Source organism: Sorangium sp. So ce327, from assembly GCF_051530205.1.
Taxonomy (GTDB): domain Bacteria; phylum Myxococcota_A; class Polyangia; order Polyangiales; family Polyangiaceae; genus Sorangium; species Sorangium cellulosum_B.
In genome coordinates this window covers 6,408,353-6,427,390 of the sequence record NZ_CP150330.1, presented here as the reverse complement: position 1 = coordinate 6,427,390, position 19,038 = coordinate 6,408,353, and the positions used below count along the sequence as shown (strand labels likewise).

Genomic DNA, 19,038 nt, shown 5'->3' with positions numbered 1-19,038 from the left:
GCGCCCCGCGCCGAGCCCGGGCTCCCGCCGCCCCGCGGCGAGGAGCCGAGCTCGCAGCGGGCGCGCTCACGGGCAGTCGTTCTCTTCGCCGGGCGTCGGCGTGGACGCCACGGTGAAGCTGATGTCGAGCCACTCGCTCGTCTCGTCGTGCCCGCTGATGCCGTTGCCTTCGGTCAAGAGCTCGCCGACCTCGAGATCGCTACAGCGGACCATGCTCGACCCGCTGGCGGCGGCCGCCGCTGGCCGCTGGCTGCCGCGCGCGGTGTCATCGGCATAACCGGTCTTGCCTGTCTTGTACACCATCGCCGAGTTCCCCAGCTCCTCGCCCCAGATGACGTAATCGACGTCCTTGAGCGGGCTGCGCTCCGTGCCGTCCCACTCGAAGAGGATCACCATCTCCGCGCCGTCGGTGAGCAGCGCGCCGGATTGCGCCCCGAGGGCGCCGTTCGTGGGCGCGATCATGGGCGGCACGTCCGCCCCCTCGCAGGGGATGGGCGTCTCGTCCAGGGCGAAGTCGGCGCACCGCTGGTACTGGAGCTCGAAGCCGTCATCGCTCGCCAGCACGAGGCGCGCGCCCGCCGCGATCATGGTCCCGGGGGGGAACTGGACGAGGAAGTCCGTCCCTGCGCTGCCTGTCGGCGCGAAGGCGGTACCCGTGGTGATGGCATAATAAACGCTGTTGTCCGAAAGGTAGTAGTTGGTGAGGTCGATCTCGGCCTCGGTCGGGTTCCAGATCTCGATGAACTCGCCCGCTCCAGGTTTGACGGCCACCTCCGAGATCAGCAGGTGGCCGGCGGGCTCACCGGGGACCACGCCGCCGCCGCCGCCGTCTCCACCGCCAGCGCCGCCCGCGCCGCCAGCGCCACCTTCACCGCCGCCGCCGGCCTCACCGCCGCCGCCGCCTTCGCCGGAGCTGCTCGAGGTGGTGCTGGAGGAGCTCGCTCCACCTCCTCCCGTCTCGTCATCGCCGCCGCACGCCATGAGGGGGGCGAGCGCCAGAGGGGGAGCTGCGAGGAGTGCGATGGTGAGCAGGTTGCGCGTGTGCATTGTTGAGAGATACATCAGAGCGCCGGCCAACAGGCAAGTGGGATTGCAGCCTGGGGGAAACGATCCACCGCTCGTCGTGGCGTCAGGACACTGCCATCGCTGCCAAATGCATGGCGGGCGCGCGAGGAATCGATAGCATGGCGACATGCGACGGTGCTCCTCGCTCCTCCTGACACTCCTCTGCGTACCGCTCCCTGGGCTCGCTCTCGCTGTCGGTTGCGGCCAGACAGTCATCGTGGACGATCCGTCCGCAGACGGCGGAGGCGGCGGCGAAGCCGGCGCTCCGCCCGTCCCGACCGGCGGGGGAGGCGGCTCGGACCCGGGGAGGGATCCGCTCGAAGAGTACGAAGACCCCGGCTGTCCCGACACCGGGCCGCCGATCACCGATTTCGCGTGCGATCCGTACGATCAGTCGAGCGACTTTTGCGCCCCGGGAGAGGGGTGCTTCATCTATGTGCAGTATCCGGACGAGCCGTGCGGGCAGGAGATCTACGGCGCGTACTGCGCGCCGGCCGGTCCAGGCCGACAGGGCGATCCGTGCAGCGGCGGCAGCCAGTGCGGCGCCGGGTTCGCCTGCGTGGTGACCGGCTCGGGCACCCAGTGCGTCGAGCTCTGCGCGCTCAGCGGCGACGACAACTGCGATCCGGGGTTCGTGTGCGAGCCGATCGACGTCGCGGGGATGGGCGGATGTCTGTGACGACGTACGCCCTGGGTCGGCGCGCGCGCCGGAAGGCGGCGCTGGCGGCGGCCCTCCTCGGGACGGTTCTTGGCGGCGGGTCGCTCTCGGGAGGGTGCGGGGCGCGGACGGGGCTGAACATCCCGCCGCCCGCGCCGGAGTGCGAGGTGGACGCCGACTGTCCCGGCATCGAGGATCTCTGCAAGCCTGTGTTCTGCCAGCTCTTCGAGGCGGGGCAGCCCGACGGCGGCGCGGCGCCCTCGCCCGAGGGCGCGGCCCCGCGGCGCGGCGGGGAGTGCGTCGCGCTGGAGCCGGTGGAGTGTGACGACAGCGATCCCTGCACCAAGGACACGTGCGAGAGCGCGACGGGAGCGTGCGTCTACGGGCCGTCGACGCTCGACATCGACGGCGACGGCTTCCGCGCGGCGCTGCCCGGCACGATCCCTGGCGAGCCGCTGGCGTGCGGCGATGACTGCGACGACGCGAGCGCCGCGGCCTTCCCTGGGGGGATCGAGATCTGCGACGGCGTCGACAACGACTGCGACGGCACGGTCGACAACGGGGCGCGCTTCGTGCCGCTCGACACCGACGCGACCCGCATCTCGGGCGACATCGCGCCGGCCGGCTCTGGCGGGCTCGCCTGGAGCGGGGTGTCGTACGCGTCGCTCTACACCGGGACCACGCAGGGCTTCAACCTGTACCGCTCGATGATCAGCGTCGACGGGCAGCCGCTCGCGCCGGGCGAGGAGATCATCACGCCGAAGAACGGCGACGCCTCCGGCGGGCCGATCGTGTGGGTCGGCGATCGGTACGGCGCCGCCTGGCAGGACCGGCGCGACGGCGACTACGAGGTGTACTTCTCCCTCCTCGACGAGGACGGGCAGAAGGTGGAGGGCGGCGATCGGCGGCTCTCGAAGGCGCCCGGCTTCTCCGTCAACGTGACGCTCACCTGGAACGACACGGAGTTCATCCCCGTCTGGCAGGACGAGCGCAACGGCCTCTTCGATCTGTTCGCGCAGCGCATCGACATCGACGGCAACCTGATCGGCGACAACATCCAGCTCACGGAGGCGTCGAACGGCTTCGGCAACGAGGCGCCCTCCGCGGCGGCCGGCCAGGGCGGCATCGGCGTCGCGTGGTCCACGGGCGACGCGGCCACGCACTTCATCCAGTTCCGGACGTTCACCGCCGAGCTCGATCCGCGCTCGGAGGTCGTCACGCTGACGACCGGCGAGACCGACGCGGTCTATCCGACGGTGGTCTGGAACCGTGATCGCTACGTCATCGCGTGGTTCGACAAGTCGGCGAGCCTCAAGGCCATCTACGCGGCGGCGGTCTCGGAGGACGGCGAGATCCTCACGCCGCCCACGCCCATCTCGGACCCTGGGCCCTTCCGCTCCAGGTACCCGTTCCTGCGCCCGCTCGGCGATCGGCTGCTGGCGATCTACTCGGACGACCGCGATCAGAACGACGGCTACGAGCTCTACGCGGTCACGGTCAACGCGGATCTCGCGCCGATCAGCGCGGAGCAGCGGCTCACCTTCGCGCCCCGCGACAGCATCAGCCCGGTCGCGACGTTCGGGCCGGAGGGCGACGTGGGCATCCTCTTCCGCGACGATCGCGAGGGCGGCGAGCACCACGTCTTCTTCACGCGCCTCGGGTGCATCGCGGGCGACTGACGGCGGCCTCGCGGTCCGGGCGCGGCGCTGGGCCGCGCTCAGTCCCGGGTCGGCTGACGGCGCAGCCGGAACGGGCCGGCGCGGTGGACCTTGCCCGGGAGCGGGCGGCCGATGACCTGCTCGGCGACGTTCCCCGCCTCGATCACCTTGTCGAGATCGACGCCGGTCCGGACGCCCATCCCGTGGAGCATGAACACGAGGTCCTCCGTCGCCATGTTGCCCGCCGCGCCCGGCGCGTAGGGGCAGCCGCCGACGCCCGCCACCGACGCGTCGAAGTCGCGCACCCCGAGCTCCAGGCCGACCAGGATGTTCGCGAGCGCCGTGCCGCGCGTGTCGTGCAGGTGCAGCGCGAACCGCTCGGGCGGCATCGCGTCGAGGAAGCGGCGGACGATGTCGTGCGTCTGCCGCGGGGTGCCCACGCCGATCGTGTCGCCGAGGGAGACCTGGTAGCAGCCGAGGTCGATGAGCCGCTCCGCGATGCGCACGACCCGGGCAGGGTCGACGTCGCCCTCGTACGGGCAGCCCCACACGGTCGAGACGTAGGCGCGCACGGCGAGGCCCGCCTCGCGCGCCGGAGGGACGATCTCCGAGAACACCGAGAGCGTGTCGTCGATCGACTTGTTGATGTTGGCGCGGTTGTGCGCCTCGCTCGCGCTCAGGAAGACGGCGATCTCGCGCAGGCCCACCGCCAGCGCGCGCTCGAGGCCGCGCGCGTTCGGGCACAGGGCGCTGAAGGTCACGCCCCGCTCCGCCGGGAGCGTCCGCGCGAGCTCCTCGGCGTCGGCGAGCTGCGGCACCCACTTCGGCGAGACGAAGCTCGTGATCTCGATCCTGCGGAGACCGGCGCCGACGAGCGCCGCGATGAGCCGCCGCTTGCCCTCGATCGGGATCATCGCCGCCTCGTTCTGGAGCCCGTCCCGCGGGCTCACCTCGTAGATCGAGACCTCGTCGGCGACGCGGGCGAAGAGCGGCGCCGAGGCGGCGGCGCGATCCGCGCTCTCGTGATCGGCGGTCCCCTCGGCCATCGGAGGACCCTCGGCGCCGGAGCGGGGCAGCGTCAACCGCTCACCATCCGTAGCTGCCGGTTCGGCGCGGCCGGCGTGAAGGCGATCGGGTAGGTCCCGGAGAAGCACGCGTGGCAGTAGCTCTCCGCCGACGGCCGCGCGCCCGAGGCGTCCCCGGCGCGCGCCTCGAGGGACCGCACGCTCTCGACCAGGCCCTCCAGCGAGAGGTACCCGACGCTGTCGGCCGTCAGGTAGCTGGAGATCTCGTCCACCGAGTGGCTCGAGGCGATGAGCTCCGACCGCGTGGGCGTGTCGATCCCGTAGTAGCAGGGCCATCGCGTGGGCGGGCTCGAGATGCGGACGTGCACCTCGCGCGCGCCGGCGTCGCGGATCATCTTGACGATCTTCCGGCTCGTCGTCCCGCGGACGATCGAGTCGTCGATGACGACGACCCGCTTGCCCTCGATCACCGCCCGGTTCGGGTTGAGCTTGAGCCGGACGCCGAAGTGCCGGATCGACTGCTGCGGCTCGATGAACGTGCGGCCGACGTAGTGGCTGCGGATGAGCCCCATCTCGAAGGGGGCGCGCGCGCGGTCGGCGAAGCCGATCGCCGCCGGCACGCCCGAGTCGGGCACGGGGATCACGACCAGATCGTCGCCGGGCTCGACGGGCTGCTCGGCGGCGAGGCGCCGGCCGAACGCCTTGCGGACCTCGTAGACGCTCACGCCCTGGATGGTCGAGTCGGGCCGGGCGAAGTAGACGTGCTCGAAGATGCAGAGCTTGCGCGGCTCCTGCGCGAAGGGGAACTCGGAGCGCACGCCGTCGGCGCTGATGATCAGCATCTCGCCCGGCGCGATGTCGCGCACCTTGCGCGCGCCGATGAGGTCGAACGCCGTCGACTCGCTCGCGACCACGTGGGTGACGCCGCTGCCGCTCGCCATCTCGCCCAGGCAGAGCGGCCGGATCGCGCGCGGATCGCGCACGGCGATGAGCTCGCGCTCGGTCAGGAAGAGCAGGGAGTACGCGCCCTCCACCTGCGTGAGCGCCTCCGCGATGCGGTCGCGCAGCTCTTCCTTCTTGCTCATCGCGATGAGGTGGACGATCGACTCGGTGTCGCTCGCGGTCTGGTAGATCGAGCCGCGCGCCTCGAGCCGATCGCGCAGGGCCTCATGGTTCGTGAGGTTGCCGTTGTGCGCGACCGCCAGCGAGCCGCGCGCGTAGTCGACCCCGAGCGGCTGCGCGTTCTTCAGGTGCGAGCCGCCCGCGGTGGAGTAGCGGACGTGGCCGATGGCGCGATCGCCGGGCAGCGTCGCGAGATCGGTCGGAGAGAAGCCGGACTGCACCCGCCCCATGGCGCGGTGACCGAAGAGGCGCTCCCCGTCGCTGCTGACGATCCCCGCGGATTCCTGCCCTCGGTGCTGGAGCGCGTGCAATCCGAGGTAGGCCATGTTGGCCGCCTCGGGGTGGCCAAAGATTCCGAACACACCGCACATGCCGCCTATCTAGTACGAAAACGGTGCATGACCCACCGTCATGGCGATCTGTCGTCGAGGATGAGGCGGCCGAGCGCCGGCGCAGGCTGGAAGTGGACGCTGGTGCGAGATCGGAGCGCAGGCAGGCCTCGGAGCCGCTCCTGCTGAAAGGTAAGGCCTCTAACGAATGACCGACGAAGATGGCGAGGAGGCTTCGCCGGATTCCGTCGTGTCCCGCTGCTGGACGAGCGCCTCGCGCGTCGTCCAGGCGGCTCCCGTCATTTCGGGATATTCCAGAGTTTCTCGATGATCTTGGTCTCCATGGCGTCGCCGTGACACGTGCCGCACTCCATGTCCTCCTTGTTCGCCCGGGCGACCTTGTTTTGGTACTCCTCCTCCATGAACGCCTGCAGGGCCTTCTTGTCCTTGCGGTTCAGGACGTGCTCGTTCCCGGCGTGGCAGCTGTCGCAGAAGAGGGTTCCGCCGCTCTCGCTGCGGAGCGGCACCACGAAGTTGCGCCACATCTCGCGGGCGATCTTCATGTCCCGCGTCTCTTTCTTGAAGTCGCCCTCGACGTGGCAGCCCTCGCAGGTGTCGTAGCCGAGCGCCTTCTGGAGCAGCGGCATCACCTTCTTCTTCTGCCCCGCCGGGAGCTTCTCGAGCTCCGGGATCTTCTTGAGGTTGATCCCGATCTTCTTCAGATCCGCCTCGAACTTGGTCGCCTGGAGCGGCGTCGACTTGGCGGGAGCCTCGTGCTCCTCCTCGTGCGCCTCCGCGGCCTTCTCGGGCTTCGCCGGCTTCGCCCCCTCGGCGTCGGCGGTCGCCTTGCCCTCGTCCGGGCTCGACTCGCCGTCGAAGTCGTTCTTGTCGGCCGCCGTCTCGGGCGGCGGCGTGCTGGAGCCGCAGGCTCCTGCGAAGGCGCCCATCCAGAGCGCGAGGGCGAGCGCTGCGTGCTTCATTCTGGCTGCCATAGTCCTCCAAGGAACGTTGAGTTCGAGCCGAACGCCGCCCCCCGTGCGGCAGGCAGCGCCGCGATGGCGCGCGCCCACGGTCGCCGGGCGATCTGGCCGGCACTCTACTCGAATTTGCCTGAGACGGAGAGGAACGTGAGCTTGTTGTTCGTCTCGCGGAGCCGCTGGACGAGCATCCGGACGACGTTCCAGAGGACCTCGTACGCGAGCTCCTTGTGCAGGAAGAGCAGGTCCTCGAACGCGTCCTTCGACACGGTGAGCAACCGGCAGCGCTCGTGGACGCGCGCGTCGGCGGAGCGGGGTGCCTCGTCGAGCAGCGCCATCTCGCCGAACACGGCGCCTGGGCCGAGCACCGCGAGCGCCTCCTCGCCGATCCCGGCGATCTCTCGGCTGATCCGGACCTTGCCTTCGAGCAGGATGTAGAGCTTGTCGCCCGGATCCCCGTGCTGAAAGATCTTGGTGCCGAGGGCGTGCGTCTCTTCGCTCGCGACGCGCGAGATGAGCTCCAGCGCGGCCGGGGTGAGGCCCTTGAAGAGAGGGACCTTCGAGAGCTGCTCGATCCGTTCGGGGACGATCACAAGCCGCCGACGAGGATAACCGAGGCGAAGGGCGCGGAGCGAATTTAAAGGGAGCTCGAGGCGGGGAGCTAGCGCGTGAACGTCACCGTGATGGGCGGCGTCGTGGCGGCGATCGAAGCGCCCGAGCGATCTTTGCCGGGGTTGTAGCGGCGGCCGAGCGCGCACATGCGCGCGGAGCGACCAAAGCCGTGTCCAGGATCACTGACGACCTTGACCGAGAGCGGGCTGCCGTCGGGGCGCACCGTGACCATGAGGACGACCTTCGCCTGGTCGATCTGGTCGACGTCGGCCTCCGGAGGGAAAGGACAGTTCCAGTTGCTGCTGCCGATCAGCCCGGGCGGCGCGGAGCGGTCCGGCCCTGCGGGGGGCGGGGGCGGGACGGGGTCGCCCGTGCCCTTGCCGCCGACGACGCCTCCGACCTTCGCGTTCGGGTTGAACGTGGGGGTCTTCGCCGTGCCCGCGCCGGCCACCTGGCCGTAGCCGACGCCCTGCCCCTCGCCGCTCGCGATCCCCTGATCGGTCATGTCGAGGACCTCGTCCGGATCCGGCTCTTTCGTCAGGACCTTCGAGGCCTCGGCGGCGGCCGGGGGTGGATCGTACGGGTCGTCCTTGGGCGGCGGGGTGTTCGCCTGCGGAGGCGGCGCGACCTTGGGGACGGGCTCGGGCTCGGGCGCCGGCGGCGGCGGCTCGGGCTCCAGGGGCTTGGGCGCCTCGACCTTCGGCGGCGGGATGTCGACCTCGTAGATCGCCCAGAGGTAGTCGTGGATGCCTGTGCGCATCTCCTCGACCACGTGCCGCATGTCGCGCAGCGACCCCGAGACGATGGCCCGGGCCGAGGCCGCGCCGTGGCTCGTGACCGCCAGCGTGACCCCGAGAACGGCGCCCACGCGCGACGCGCGGTCGCCGAGGGCGAGCACCGCGGCGAGCGGATCCGCGCCGCGCCGGCGATCGCCGGCGCGGGCAGGCGCCGGCGAGGCGAGGGGGGCCGAGGGCTCGAGGGCGCCCCCGGGCTCGGCGCCGCTGCGCTTGCCTCGGCGGCGCCCGTCGTGGACCGCCCCCGCGGCGCGATCGCTCGTGACCTGGCTCATAAGGTCTCGCTCGGCGCGCTCACGGCGCGGGGCTCGGGGTTGCGGGCGCGGGGGCCGCCGGGGGAGGCGCGGCGGGGGAACCCGGCGCCGCGCCCGGGACCGCGCCGGCCTCGGGCGCGATCGGCGTCACGCCGAACGCGATCTTGGAGACGCCGGCCTGCTTCAGCAGATCGAGCGCGCGGATCACCCGGCCGTGCGGGACCGTCGTGTCGGCGCGGATCACGGCGCGGAGCTCCGGGTTCTTCGCCTGGGCCTCGCGCGCGATCGGCAGGATGGCGTCCTCGCCCGCGAGCTTCTTGCCGTCGGCGAGCGTGTCGCCGTTCGCGTGCAGCTCGAGCCCGAAGATGAGCTGCACCTCCTGCCCCTGCGCGGCCTTCGGCAGGTCGAGGGGGAGCGACTGCGAGACGATGATCTTCGCCGTCACCATGAAGATGATGAGGAGGACGAGGGTGATGTCGACGAGCGGCGTGACGTTGATGCCGCTGATCATCTCGTCATCGTCGTTGCGGCTCGTGGCGGCCATCAGCGCTCCTCCTCGCCCGCGCCGCCCTTCTTGTGCTCGTCCTGCCGCGACGCCCTCGCGGCCTTGCCACGCGGCTGCTCGACGGCGGCGGCGGGCGCGGCCCCGGCGAACGCCGGATCGATCTTGAGGTGCGCGAGCAGGACGCGCGTCAGCGCCTCGGTGTTGGCGAGCGTCGACTTGATCATGCGCTGGAAGAAGTTGTTCGCGGCGACCGCCGGGATGGCGACCGCGAGGCCGACCGCGGTCGCGACGAGCGCCTCGGCGATGCTCGACATGACCGCCTGCGGCGCCATGGCCTGCGACGTGGCCTGCGCCACCGGCGTCTTCGCCGCCTGGCCGAGCGCGTCGAAGGCGCCGACGACGCCGATGACGGTGCCGAACAGCCCGATGAACGGCGCGTTGTTGCCGAGCGTGCCCAGGTAGGCGAGGCGCCGCTCGAGCTTCATGCGCTGGAGCGCCGCGGCGCCGGCCATGGCCTCCTCGGCCGCCTCGGGCCCCTGGTGCGCCACCGCGAGGCCGGCCGCGACGACCGCCGCCTCGGCCGAGGGAGAGGCGTCCATCCGCCGCCGCGCCGCCTCGATCGAGTCGTCGAGGGACGTCTTGAGGTCCCGCGCGAGGACGGTGAGATCGTCGCGGAGCGACCAGAAGAACCAGGCGCGCTCCAGGATGATGGCGACCGAGACGACGCTGAGGGCGATCATCAACCACATGACCCAGGCGGCCCCGAATCCGACCATGATGCGCTGCAGCCACTCGACGAGGTTCATCTTGTTCCTTGGTGCCTTTCCGATGGGGGGTGGGGGGGAGCCGCGCTTCGAAGAGCCTCTACGGGTCGACGGCGGGCTGCCCTTCCTCGACTTCGTCCCCCTCCGGAGGAGGGGCGCTGCCCGCCCCCGGCCTGCCGATGGAGGGCCGGGGGGCGGAGGCGTCGACGAGCTGGAAGACTCGCCCAAGGACGGTCGTCGCGTAGCCGCCCTTCGGTAGCACAAACGAGACGACGATTCCGTGCCGTACATCCGGATCGTCCGCGGCTCCTGGCGTGGCGGCGCTCACCGCCGCCTCCCGGGCGGCCGCCTCCAAGGTGGATACCTCGAGGCCGTCCACCTCCAGGCGCAGCGGGCGCCGCGTGCCTTCTCCGGCGTGGGCGAACGCGTCGAGCTTGCGAGGGTCGCCGATCGCCGCGGTGAGCACCTCGCGCTCCAGCGCGCCCGGGGCGCCCTCGGGCCAGCGCATCTTCCGGCCGAACATCGGGCCCGTCGCCGAGATCGCGAGCGCGGCGGCGCGCGCCTCGGCGTCCGCGAGCTCCGGGCCCTCGAGCGGCACGAGGAACAGCCCGCCGCTGTCGCGCTTCTTGGCGAGATCGCCGGGGAGCACGGCGCTCCAGGTGCCGTCCGCCTCGCGGCGCGCGAGCACCTCGTTGAACCAGAGCGACTGGAGCGCCGAGAAGAGCAGCCGCTGCTCGCGCTTGTCGCGGGGCCCGCGCTCCCGGCCCGCGATCCACGCGAGCGCGCGCTCGGGGTTGTCGCCGTTCCTTCCGAACCGCTGGGGCCCGAACGCGTTCGGCACGCCGGCGCGGCCGATCTCGGCAAGGCGGCGCTCGGCGAGCGGGAGCGCCGCGGGAGCGATGCCCCGGAGCGCGATCCGGAACCGGTTGCCCAGGAGGTGCCCCGGCTTGAGCTTGTTGTCGTGCCGGGCGACCGTGAGGACCTCGATCCCGGGCAGCTCGGCCTTCTCGAGCAGGGGCGCCGGATCCTGCGCGAGGGGGAGCTGGAACGATGCGGTCTGCGTGGTGATCGCGTGACGGTCCTTCATGCCGGCGAAGCCGGCGCCGCCCGGGTCGGCCCCGAGCGCGAGCGCGATGGCCCGGACCGCGTCGAGCGTGGTGCGCCCCGTCTTGCGGAAGGTCACGAACACATGCTCGCCGCGGCCGCTCGGCGCGTAAGCGGGGAGCTCCTCGACGATGAAGTCGGCAGGGGAGCTCCGGAGCAGGGCCGCGGGAAGATCGCCGGGCGAGCCCGCGGGCGCGGGGAGGTCGCCGCGCGAGCCCGCGGCCGTGGCGCCGGCGGCGGGCGGGACGGTGGCTGTCATGGGAGCGCCAGCGTGACCGAAATCGCCCGCTCGTCCAGCGCCAGCAGCGCGCGCGTCCGGGCCCGTCTCCGCCAGCTGCGGCGATTTGCCCGCCGCGCCGGGGATCGGCTATGGCCAGGAGCTCGCCCCGGGCCTGGGCCTCTCCGCGATGCGACCCCCTTTCCCGTCTCACCCCCTCGCGCGCCGGCCCGCCCTGTCCCTCGCGCGCTCGCCGGTCTTCGCCGCGGGCGTCGCGGCGCTCGGCCTCGCGGCCCTCGGGCTACCGAGCCCCAGGACGGCCGCCGCCGCGCGCGCCGCGTGCCCCGCGGGGATGGCCTCGGTGCGTGGGACGTTCTGCATCGATCGCTTCGAGGCGAGCACCGTCGAGCTGCTCTCCGGCGGCGGGAAGCGCCGGCACTCGCCGTTCGAGCCGGTCGGCAAGCTGAAGGTGAAGGCGGTGAGCCGGCGCGGCGTGAAGCCGCAGGCGTACATCAGCCGGGATCAGGCCGAGGCGGCCTGCCAGAGCGCCGGCAAGCGACTCTGCACGGACGACGAGTGGGTCACCGCGTGCAGAGGCAAGCGCGCCACGGTGTTCCCTTACGGACGCGAGCGGGAGCGCGGCGCCTGCAACGACAGCGGCGTCTCGTCGTTCAACCGCTACTTCGGCCAGGGGGGCGAGGCCCCGCAGTCGGCGTTCACGTGGGCCAACATGAACGACGCCCGCCTGAACCAGCTCCCGGGCACGCTGGCGTCCTCGGGCGCGTTCCGCCGCTGCAAGAGCAGCTTCGGCGTCCACGACATGGTGGGCAACCTGCACGAGTGGACGAGCGCGCCGCGCGGCACCTTCCGCGGCGGCTACTACCTCGACAGCGCCAAGCACGGCGACGGCTGCGAGTACAAGACCACCGCGCACTCGCGCGGGTACCACGACTACTCGACCGGCTTCCGCTGCTGCAAGTGATGCGGCGCAGGCCGCGCGCCGCGCCCCCAGGCTACTTGGGGATGGGGGGGCGTCCGCCGCCGGCGCTGCCGGACATGGGCCCCTGCACCGTCGTGCACTCCTCGTCGCCGGTGTCGACCGTGGTGACGTCGTAACAGCAGAGCTCGCCGTCGAAATCCCCCTCGCTGTCGATGGACTCGATGGAGCTCACGCAGCCTGGGTTCTCGAAGAACACGCGCGCCTCGCCGCTCGACGGGCACGCCCCTTCGAGCTCGGTCCAGTGAAAGCAGGCCCGCTTGCCGCAGCCGGCGGAGCCGGCGACGAAGAGGGCGGGGGCGACGAGCGCGACGAACAGCGGGCGGGGGCGGGCGATGCTCATGGCGATCTCCTCATGCGGCGCCCGCGCACCGGCGCGGAGGCCTCGGCGATCAGAGCTCGTGCGGCATCAGGTCGCGCGGGCTCCGGTAGTACTGCAGCGGCGAGTAGGCGAGCAGGTTCGAGACGCGCGACGTGTAGATGCAGGCGTACTCCTCGACCTGATCGCCGAAGCTGGACGTCTCGTTCGCCTCCTTGAGCAGCGAGCCCCAGTAGGGGTGGAAGCGGCGGGCGATCTCGCGCTCCAGCTTGCCGACCTCCGCGTCGACGGCCCGGAGCTGGCCGCGGATGCGCTCGACCGCGCGCTTGGTGCGGCCCCGCTCGGCCTCGTAGAACGATGTCGCGTAGTCGATCTGGACGTGCTCGCCGTTCGCCTCCGCGAGCAGCGTCGCTCCGCCCCCGTTGGTCGCGCCGTTCTTCTTCTGCTGCTCCTCTTCGATCTTGCGGGTCAGATCCTTGTAGCGCTGCTGGTAGAAGCGCAGCTGGTCCTCGAGCTCCTCGCGGCGCCCCTCGAGCAGGGCGCTCTCCATGTGCTCGCGCCGGCACGACTCGTGGGCGGCGACCTCCGCCTCCATCTCCTGGATGATCATCGCCGTGCGCCACGCGCTCTCCTTCTTGGAGCGGAGGATGTCGCCGTAGATGTGATCGCCGACGTAGAGGACCCGGTCGCCGGAGATGTTCAGGAACTTCTCGAAGTCGTTGAGGTTGCCGCCCTCGTAGATGGCGCCGCGCTCGAGCGGGGCCGTGGCGGGGCGGGGCTCGGCGCCGTCGCGGATGAGGAGCGGGCGGCGCTCCTGGAAGAACGCCGGCTTCTGCGCGGCGACGACGATGACGTCGAAGTAGTGCCGGAAGCTCGGGTACTCCGGCATCGCGTCCCCGAGCAGGTACGTCATCATCTTCTCGGTGAACGGCCAGCGCGAGTTCGTGAGCAAGAAGAGCTTCTTGCCCGCCGAGCGGAACTTGTGGAGCGTCTGCGCCAGGTTCGGGTCGCGCTCGACGAAGCGCGGCAGGTCGGACAGGACGACGTCGAGGATGGTGCCGTCCCGGTGCGCCTCGTCGATGCACTCGCGGATGTCGGTGAACAGCCGCGCGTAGTCGAGCGCGACGCCGCGCTCCTCGAGGGCGTCGACGATGCCGGCGTAGAGCGTGGCCTCGCTCAGCGCGTAGAGCGTGTCGATCCAGTGGTAGCGGGCGGTGTTCGGCCGGATCTTGCGGTGCTGGTAGAGCGACCGGAGCTCGTCCTTCGTGAGCTCCCGGAGGCCGTGGTACCCGCGCTGGACCACCTTGAACCGGTCCATCTTGAGCACGTGGCCGAAGCGCTTGTCGATCAGCAAGCCGCGGATCGGGAAGTGGATCGGATAGCGGAGGCGCCGCAGGAGCTCCTCGGGGTAGCCTCGCGCGGCGAGCTTCGTGACGGTCCCCTGGATCGAGAGGTTGTCCATCTCGGTCTGGTTGTAGATCGCCAGGGTGTAGTCCATGTCGAAGCCGACCCAGTCGATCCCCGCCAGCTTGAGGTTGCGGTTGACGAAGACGCGCCGGGTCCGTGGGATGCGCGTGGGCTCGGTCTGGGGATAGAGCCCTCCGAGGGGGAGCTCGAGCTGCTCGAAGAACACAGTGGGTCGACTATGGTATCCCACCCGGAGGGGCGTACAAAGCGCGCCACGGCGACGAACGCGCGCCTCGGCCTGCGCGGGGGTCTCGCGCGGCGCTGCGTAGCGTCGCGTACGGTCGCACGGCGTGCGTGTGACCCCCGAGCGCCATGCCCCTGCCCCCCGGGTCGTCCGCCCGGCGCCGCCCGTCGCCGTCCATCGGCCCGTCGATCGACCGCGCAGGGATCCGTCGCGCCCGAGCAGCCTTCCGCCCGCGGCGCGCCCGGGCGCGCCGCGCTCCCGGCTGCGCCGCGCCGAACAACTGCGCTATGGTGCCGCCCGTCCCGTCGTGCGCGATCGAGGAGACGGCTCCTCATCCGTCATCGACGGGGTCCTTGCCCGATGCTTCTTGCAGCGTCCCAGCCGATCTCCCGCAAGCCCCCCGTCCAGCGCGCCACCTCGTGGTGGCTCAGCATGCTGCGCCGCCGCGCGGAGCGGATGTACGAGGAAGAGCTCGACCTCTCCCGGCCGATCCCGTGGGAGAGCGAGGGAGAGCGCCAGGCCGCGATCGCCTTCTTCAACGCCGCGTTCCGCGCCGAGGAGTCCGGCCTCATGCAGGCGCATGCGCTGGCCGACGAGGTGAGCGTCTGGGACCCCGAGCTCGGCGAGTGCCTGCGGCTCTACGGCGACGAGGAGGGGTGGCACCGCGAGCTGCTCACGAAGTTCCTCGCGTACATCGGCGGCGAGGTCCGGCCCATGGGCCGCGTCACCGGCACCTTTTATCGCCTGTACGGCCGCGCGAAGCGGGTGGAGACGATCGTGCTCACGAACCTCATGTTCGAGACCATCGGCTCGACGACCTACCGCCTCGCGCTGCGGGAAGCCCGGTACCCGGCGGTGCGCCAGATGCTGACGATCCTGACGCGCGACGAGTCGTTCCACGTCCCGCTCAACGTCCACTTCCTGCGCGAGGCCCTGAAGCGCAGCCCGGCCTCGATGCGGATCAGGCTCCGCGCCATCTATACGACCCTCTTCGCGGCGCTGCTCGGGTCGGCGGCCGCGAGCCGCCGGCGCGCGCTCGCCTTCGACAGGATCCCTTTCCAGGTGCTCGCCAGCGCCTACGCCGAGCACCTCGGGCGGCTCTTCGTCCACGAGAGCGATCTCGACTTCGCCCCGCCGGAGCTGCTCCTGCGCCTGTTCGGGCACAGCCGGCGCGCGCTCGCGTCGTCCGAGGACCCGTCGGCCGTCAGCGTGCTCTCGGCAGAAGCGGCGGTCGATCGCGAGCGCGTCGTCGTGACGGCGCTCGGGGACGCGCGTCACCCCGATGGGCCTCGCGAACCGTGGGAGACGCCGCCGAGCGCCCTTGCCGCGGCGCGGGGCGCGGGAGCTGACGGACGCTGACATCGCGTGAATGGCGCGTAAAAGGCATGTAAAAGCCGCCTAAAAGGCGTGTAAAGCACGCGCAAATGGCGCGCGCACGGCGCGGCGCGGTCGTCGCGGCGCGCACGGCGAGCTTCTCTCCGGGGCATTGTAAGCAGTACACTTGAAGCTCCGGCGTCGTGGGGCCTGCGTGGGGCGGGCGACCGAGGCGTGGCGGGGCGTCGATGGCAGGCAAAGAGCAGCGCCGGAGCGGTCCAGAGAGCAGCCCCGGCACGAGGAGCAGCGAGTCCGCGGAGCGCGCGCTCGCGCCGCAGGAGCCGGCCGCGCGGCCATGGGCGCTCGCCCATGAGGAGGGGGAGGCGAGCGCGGTCGCGCAGATGCGGCACGAGATCCGGACGTTGCTCGGCGGGATCGTCGGGTTCAGCAGCCTCTTGCTCGACAGCGAGCTCGACCCGGAGCAGCGCGCCTGGGCGCGGCGCATCCGGAGCAGCGGCGACGCGGTGCTCTCGATGGTCGACGATCTCATCTCGCTCGGCCAGCCGGACGGCCGCGGGCTGCCCGTCGATCACGCCGACTTCGATCTGCGCCGGGCGATCGAGGACGCCGCGGAGCTGCTCGGCGATCGCGCTCATGACGAGGGGACCGAGCTCGTGCTCGACGTCGAGCCGGACGTGCCGGCGGCGGTGCGCGGCGACGCCGCGCGGCTGCGGCAGATCCTGCTGAACGTCGTGGCGACCGCGATCGGCGCGGCGCCCCGAGGCGAGGTGCTGGTGCGCGCCGCGCTGGACGCGGCCCGCAACGACGAGGCGAAAGGCAGGCTCGACGGTGCGCCCGAGCGAGCGCGCGCGCGGGTGCGCTTCGATGTGCGCCTAGCGGGCGCAGGGCGGGCGGACGGCGCGGCGGCGCTGGGGGCGGCGGGCGCGCCGGGCGGGGGAGCGCGGCTCGCGTCCGGGCGAGACCTCGGCGTGGCGTCCGGCATGGCCGTCGCGAAGCGCCTGGTCGTCGCGATGGGCGGCGAGCTCTGCGAGCCCGCGGACATCGACGCGCGCCGGCATGGGATCTCGTTCGCGCTGCCGTTCGAGCGGCGCGCGCGCGGCGCGGAGCGCGCGCTCATCCCGCGCATCGACCTGCCCGGGAAGCGGGTGCTCGTTGTCGACGACAGCGGCTCGGTGCGTCAGGTGGTGCGAAAGCTGAGCGAGGAGCTCGGGCTCGCGTGCCGCACCTCGGGCAGCGGCGCCGCCGCCCTGGCCGCGCTGCGCGAGGCGGCGGACGCCGGCGCCGCCTACGACATGGTGCTGATCGACCTCGAGCTGGCCGATCTCGACGGCCTGATGCTGCTCCAGCGCATCAAGGCGGACCGGGCGATCGCGCCCGTTCGCGTCGGCCTCATGACCTACGCCGGCCGGGAGGCGCCCAGCCGCGCCGAGGTCGACTCCGTGCTCATCAAGCCGATCCGGCGCGCGCAGCTGCACTCGAGCCTGCGGCTGCTCGCAGGGCTGCCGCCGGAGCACATGTCCGCCGGGGCGCGCGCGCACCCGCCGAAGTCGGCGCGGGCGACGGCCTCATCGAAGCCGCCGAGGCAGGACGAGGCGGACCGCGGGCGGCGGCCTCCCGGCGCGGCGTCGCGGTCCGGCGCGTACGAGGCCGCCCACCCCGACGGCGCGCCGCCGAGCGTGGAGCTCGCTCCGCCGACCCTGGTCACGCCCTCGCCCCCGTCGACGTCGAGGCGCGGCCAGCCCGCCTCCTCGCGGCCGCGGGGCGGGCTGCGCGCCGTCGAGCCCGACGTCGTCACCGAGGTGATCGAGCTCTTCCTCACGGAGGCCCCGACCCGGGTGGCCTCGATGCGCGAGGCCGCGGCGCAGGGCGCGCTCGGCGAGCTCGAGCGGCTCGCCTGGGCGCTCTACGAGAGCGCCGACGCGCTCGCGGCCTCGAGCTTGAAGGAGCTCTGCGCCCGGCTCGATCGCGAGGCGCGCGCGGGGACGCTCGAGAGCGCGACGGAGGCGGTGCGGGCCATCGGCCGGGAGGTCGAGCGCGTGCAGTCGTCGCTCGCCGCGGAGCTCAAGAAGCGGGGGTTCCGGTGAGCCGGGGGCCCTTCCGTTCAGGTGAAGCCGACGAGCCTCGAGCTCATCTCCCAGAGCCGCGAGGCCGCCTCTGCGTCGGTCGCCATTCCCTTGAGAGGCCTCGCCCTGGTCCGCTCGAAGAAGGCGGGGCTCCCGGCGGGCGCCGTCTCGGCCAGGATCGCGAGGAGGTTCGCGGCCGCCTGCGCCGGCGTCGCGCCCACGACGTCGATCAGCGCCTTGAGGACGCGCGAGGTCCCCTCGAACAGCCCTGAGCGCACGAGGCCAGGGTAGTAGCAGAGCACCTGGGCTCCTGTGCCCGAGAGCCTCTCCGCGAGGCGGCGCGCCGCGAGCACGAGCGCGAGCTTCGACCGCGCGGAGGCGGAGAGGAACGAATACGAGCGCTTCGACATGAGATCATCGAAGTCGAGCCGGATGCTGTCCACCGGCGCGACCATGTTGACCACGCGCGCGTCGCGCGCGGCCTTGAGCCGGTCGAGCAGCAGGTTCGACAGCAGGAAATGCGACAGGTAGTTCACCTGGAACGTCATCTCGAGGCCGTCGGCCGACTCCGCGCGTTCGCGCAGGAACACGCCCGCGTTGTTCACGAGCAGGTGAACGACCCCGCACCGGTCGGCCACCTGGCGGGCCGCCGCGCGCACGGACGCGAGCCGGCCGAGGTCACACTCGACGAGGTTGACCTCGCCGAGCACCTTCAGCGCGGCGAGCTTCCTCGCGCCGTCGGAGCCGGTACGGCGACAGAGCACGGTCACCCGGGCGCCCTGCCGCGCCAGCGCGGATGCCGTCGCGAGCCCGATCCCCGAGGTGCCCCCCGTGATCACGGCGACCTTCCCCCTCATGCTCCCCGCACTCCCCATCCCCGTCTCCTCGTCCTCGTCCATCTCATCGCCTGCGGCGGGCCGGTCCCGAAGCTCCGGGAGCTCGTCGGGACAGAGGCACGGCGGACGGACGTCGATGCGCCGGCGGGCGCGGTGCCTGCCGAGGACCCGGAATAGGAAGAGTCATCGCCCCCGCCCGCGACACAGGTACGACCATGCGTGCATCACGTCAAGAAAGCTTTGCGCAATGCAGCACAGTGGCAAAGAAAACCATGTTCCAGGTTTTCTGATGCAGGAAGCCGATCTGTCCGCGTCACAGCCGTGCCCGTGGACGGCGCCCGGGAAGCGCCTGGCGAGGAGCGTCAGGGGGCGGGCGTCTCCTCGAAGACGCGCAGGCCGTACTTCTCGAGACACCAGAGCACGCCGATGATCAGGCTCCGCTTGTCGTCCACGAACGACGGCTTCTTCCCCTCGAAGCAGTGGCCCGCGAACTGGAAGCCCCAGCCGGTCGCGAACATCGCGGCCGCGAGCGGGAGGCCGATGAGCGTCGCGCCCACGGGGAAGCTCGCGACGATGAGCGGTATGCCGACCTGGTGACACGCCTGGTTGCGTGGATCCTGGTGGTCTTCCTTGTACCGGCGGAGCACCTGTGTCCATTCGGCGTTGAGACGCAGCATCCGACCTCCTTACCATGCGGACGCCCCGCGCGCGCTTTCGTCGAAGACCGGGGGCGCCGCCGCTTCCCGGTTGCCG

At 71.9% G+C, this 19,038-nt stretch carries 18 protein-coding genes; 5 read left to right on the top strand and 13 right to left on the bottom strand.

What is annotated here, in order from left to right; all coding sequences use genetic code 11:
* Positions 1–66: 66 nt before the first annotated feature.
* Entirely contained in the window at positions 67–1,047 is a 981-nt protein-coding gene (locus WME95_RS24005) for a lamin tail domain-containing protein (protein ID WP_437910748.1), read from the bottom strand.
* 235 nt (positions 1,048–1,282) lie between these two features.
* On the opposite strand from WME95_RS24005, the gene WME95_RS24000 reads away from it, so the two are divergent.
* Positions 1,283–1,744, top strand: coding sequence for a hypothetical protein (locus tag WME95_RS24000; RefSeq protein ID WP_437555026.1), 462 nt, complete (start codon positions 1,283–1,285; stop codon positions 1,742–1,744).
* Positions 1,735–3,402, top strand: a complete 1,668-nt coding sequence (locus tag WME95_RS23995) for a putative metal-binding motif-containing protein (protein WP_437910747.1) — start codon at positions 1,735–1,737, stop codon at positions 3,400–3,402. The genes WME95_RS24000 and WME95_RS23995 overlap by 10 nt, the downstream gene beginning before the upstream one ends.
* Before the next feature lie 38 nt (positions 3,403–3,440).
* Here the strand turns inward: WME95_RS23995 and WME95_RS23990 are convergent, their stop codons facing one another.
* From WME95_RS23990 to truD, 8 genes are all read right to left on the bottom strand, one after another.
* Positions 3,441–4,427 (bottom strand): hydroxymethylglutaryl-CoA lyase, encoded by a 987-nt coding sequence (locus WME95_RS23990; protein ID WP_437555024.1) that lies wholly within the window; start codon positions 4,425–4,427, stop codon positions 3,441–3,443.
* Between the two features lie 32 nt (positions 4,428–4,459).
* The gene (purF, locus tag WME95_RS23985; RefSeq protein ID WP_437910746.1) at positions 4,460–5,899 is read right to left on the bottom strand and encodes an amidophosphoribosyltransferase; all 1,440 of its coding nucleotides are present in this window, start codon (positions 5,897–5,899) and stop codon (positions 4,460–4,462) included.
* 257 nt (positions 5,900–6,156) lie between these two features.
* Positions 6,157–6,837: a hypothetical protein gene (locus WME95_RS23980; RefSeq protein ID WP_437555022.1), complete on the bottom strand. Its 681-nt coding sequence runs from the start codon at positions 6,835–6,837 to the stop codon at positions 6,157–6,159.
* A gap of 116 nt (positions 6,838–6,953) precedes the next feature.
* The gene (locus WME95_RS23975; protein WP_012236950.1) at positions 6,954–7,427 is read right to left on the bottom strand and encodes a cyclic nucleotide-binding domain-containing protein; all 474 of its coding nucleotides are present in this window, start codon (positions 7,425–7,427) and stop codon (positions 6,954–6,956) included.
* A gap of 68 nt (positions 7,428–7,495) precedes the next feature.
* The gene (locus WME95_RS23970) at positions 7,496–8,515 is read right to left on the bottom strand and encodes an energy transducer TonB (protein ID WP_437910745.1); all 1,020 of its coding nucleotides are present in this window, start codon (positions 8,513–8,515) and stop codon (positions 7,496–7,498) included.
* A gap of 19 nt (positions 8,516–8,534) precedes the next feature.
* A complete protein-coding gene (locus WME95_RS23965) occupies positions 8,535–9,038 on the bottom strand; it encodes an ExbD/TolR family protein (RefSeq protein WP_437555020.1) in 504 nt (167 codons plus the stop codon).
* Positions 9,038–9,805, bottom strand: coding sequence for a MotA/TolQ/ExbB proton channel family protein (locus tag WME95_RS23960; RefSeq protein ID WP_012236947.1), 768 nt, complete (start codon positions 9,803–9,805; stop codon positions 9,038–9,040). The genes WME95_RS23965 and WME95_RS23960 overlap by 1 nt, the downstream gene beginning before the upstream one ends.
* Positions 9,806–9,863: 58 nt before the next feature.
* The gene (truD, locus tag WME95_RS23955; protein WP_437910744.1) at positions 9,864–11,126 is read right to left on the bottom strand and encodes a tRNA pseudouridine(13) synthase TruD; all 1,263 of its coding nucleotides are present in this window, start codon (positions 11,124–11,126) and stop codon (positions 9,864–9,866) included.
* Positions 11,127–11,211: 85 nt separating this feature from the next.
* Here truD and WME95_RS23950 point away from each other — a divergent pair, with 85 nt between their 5' ends.
* Positions 11,212–12,066, top strand: coding sequence for a formylglycine-generating enzyme family protein (locus WME95_RS23950; protein WP_437910743.1), 855 nt, complete (start codon positions 11,212–11,214; stop codon positions 12,064–12,066).
* Between the two features lie 31 nt (positions 12,067–12,097).
* Here the strand turns inward: WME95_RS23950 and WME95_RS23945 are convergent, their stop codons facing one another.
* The gene (locus tag WME95_RS23945; RefSeq protein WP_437555017.1) at positions 12,098–12,424 is read right to left on the bottom strand and encodes a hypothetical protein; all 327 of its coding nucleotides are present in this window, start codon (positions 12,422–12,424) and stop codon (positions 12,098–12,100) included.
* A gap of 49 nt (positions 12,425–12,473) precedes the next feature.
* Positions 12,474–14,033, bottom strand: coding sequence for an HAD-IG family 5'-nucleotidase (locus WME95_RS23940; RefSeq protein ID WP_437555016.1), 1,560 nt, complete (start codon positions 14,031–14,033; stop codon positions 12,474–12,476).
* Between the two features lie 378 nt (positions 14,034–14,411).
* On the opposite strand from WME95_RS23940, the gene WME95_RS23935 reads away from it, so the two are divergent.
* Positions 14,412–15,410 (top strand): ferritin-like domain-containing protein, encoded by a 999-nt coding sequence (locus WME95_RS23935; RefSeq protein ID WP_437910742.1) that lies wholly within the window; start codon positions 14,412–14,414, stop codon positions 15,408–15,410.
* Between the two features lie 203 nt (positions 15,411–15,613).
* The gene (locus tag WME95_RS23930) at positions 15,614–17,470 is read left to right on the top strand and encodes a response regulator (RefSeq protein ID WP_437910741.1); all 1,857 of its coding nucleotides are present in this window, start codon (positions 15,614–15,616) and stop codon (positions 17,468–17,470) included.
* Between the two features lie 17 nt (positions 17,471–17,487).
* Here WME95_RS23930 and WME95_RS23925 read toward each other — a convergent pair whose 3' ends face one another.
* Both WME95_RS23925 and WME95_RS23920 read right to left on the bottom strand, forming a co-directional pair.
* Entirely contained in the window at positions 17,488–18,348 is an 861-nt protein-coding gene (locus WME95_RS23925; protein WP_437910740.1) for an SDR family NAD(P)-dependent oxidoreductase, read from the bottom strand.
* A 299-nt stretch (positions 18,349–18,647) separates the two neighbouring features.
* Entirely contained in the window at positions 18,648–18,962 is a 315-nt protein-coding gene (locus WME95_RS23920; RefSeq protein ID WP_437555011.1) for an Mpo1-like protein, read from the bottom strand.
* Positions 18,963–19,038: the final 76 nt, after the last annotated feature.

What these genes read in the sequence shown, in the direction of transcription:
- WME95_RS24005 (WP_437910748.1), bottom strand. Translation starts at nt 1,047, where the DNA reads ATGCACACGCGCAACCTGCTCACCATCGCACTCCTCGCAGCTCCCCCT.
- WME95_RS23995 (WP_437910747.1), top strand. Translation starts at nt 1,735, where the DNA reads ATGTCTGTGACGACGTACGCCCTGGGTCGGCGCGCGCGCCGGAAGGCG.
- WME95_RS23990 (WP_437555024.1), bottom strand. Translation starts at nt 4,427, where the DNA reads ATGGCCGAGGGGACCGCCGATCACGAGAGCGCGGATCGCGCCGCCGCC.
- purF (WP_437910746.1), bottom strand. Translation starts at nt 5,899, where the DNA reads ATGTGCGGTGTGTTCGGAATCTTTGGCCACCCCGAGGCGGCCAACATG.
- WME95_RS23980 (WP_437555022.1), bottom strand. Translation starts at nt 6,837, where the DNA reads ATGAAGCACGCAGCGCTCGCCCTCGCGCTCTGGATGGGCGCCTTCGCA.
- WME95_RS23970 (WP_437910745.1), bottom strand. Translation starts at nt 8,515, where the DNA reads ATGAGCCAGGTCACGAGCGATCGCGCCGCGGGGGCGGTCCACGACGGG.
- WME95_RS23965 (WP_437555020.1), bottom strand. Translation starts at nt 9,038, where the DNA reads ATGGCCGCCACGAGCCGCAACGACGATGACGAGATGATCAGCGGCATC.
- WME95_RS23960 (WP_012236947.1), bottom strand. Translation starts at nt 9,805, where the DNA reads ATGAACCTCGTCGAGTGGCTGCAGCGCATCATGGTCGGATTCGGGGCC.
- truD (WP_437910744.1), bottom strand. Translation starts at nt 11,126, where the DNA reads ATGACAGCCACCGTCCCGCCCGCCGCCGGCGCCACGGCCGCGGGCTCG.
- WME95_RS23945 (WP_437555017.1), bottom strand. Translation starts at nt 12,424, where the DNA reads ATGAGCATCGCCCGCCCCCGCCCGCTGTTCGTCGCGCTCGTCGCCCCC.
- WME95_RS23935 (WP_437910742.1), top strand. Translation starts at nt 14,412, where the DNA reads ATGCTTCTTGCAGCGTCCCAGCCGATCTCCCGCAAGCCCCCCGTCCAG.
- WME95_RS23930 (WP_437910741.1), top strand. Translation starts at nt 15,614, where the DNA reads ATGGCAGGCAAAGAGCAGCGCCGGAGCGGTCCAGAGAGCAGCCCCGGC.
- WME95_RS23925 (WP_437910740.1), bottom strand. Translation starts at nt 18,348, where the DNA reads ATGGACGAGGACGAGGAGACGGGGATGGGGAGTGCGGGGAGCATGAGG.
- WME95_RS23920 (WP_437555011.1), bottom strand. Translation starts at nt 18,962, where the DNA reads ATGCTGCGTCTCAACGCCGAATGGACACAGGTGCTCCGCCGGTACAAG.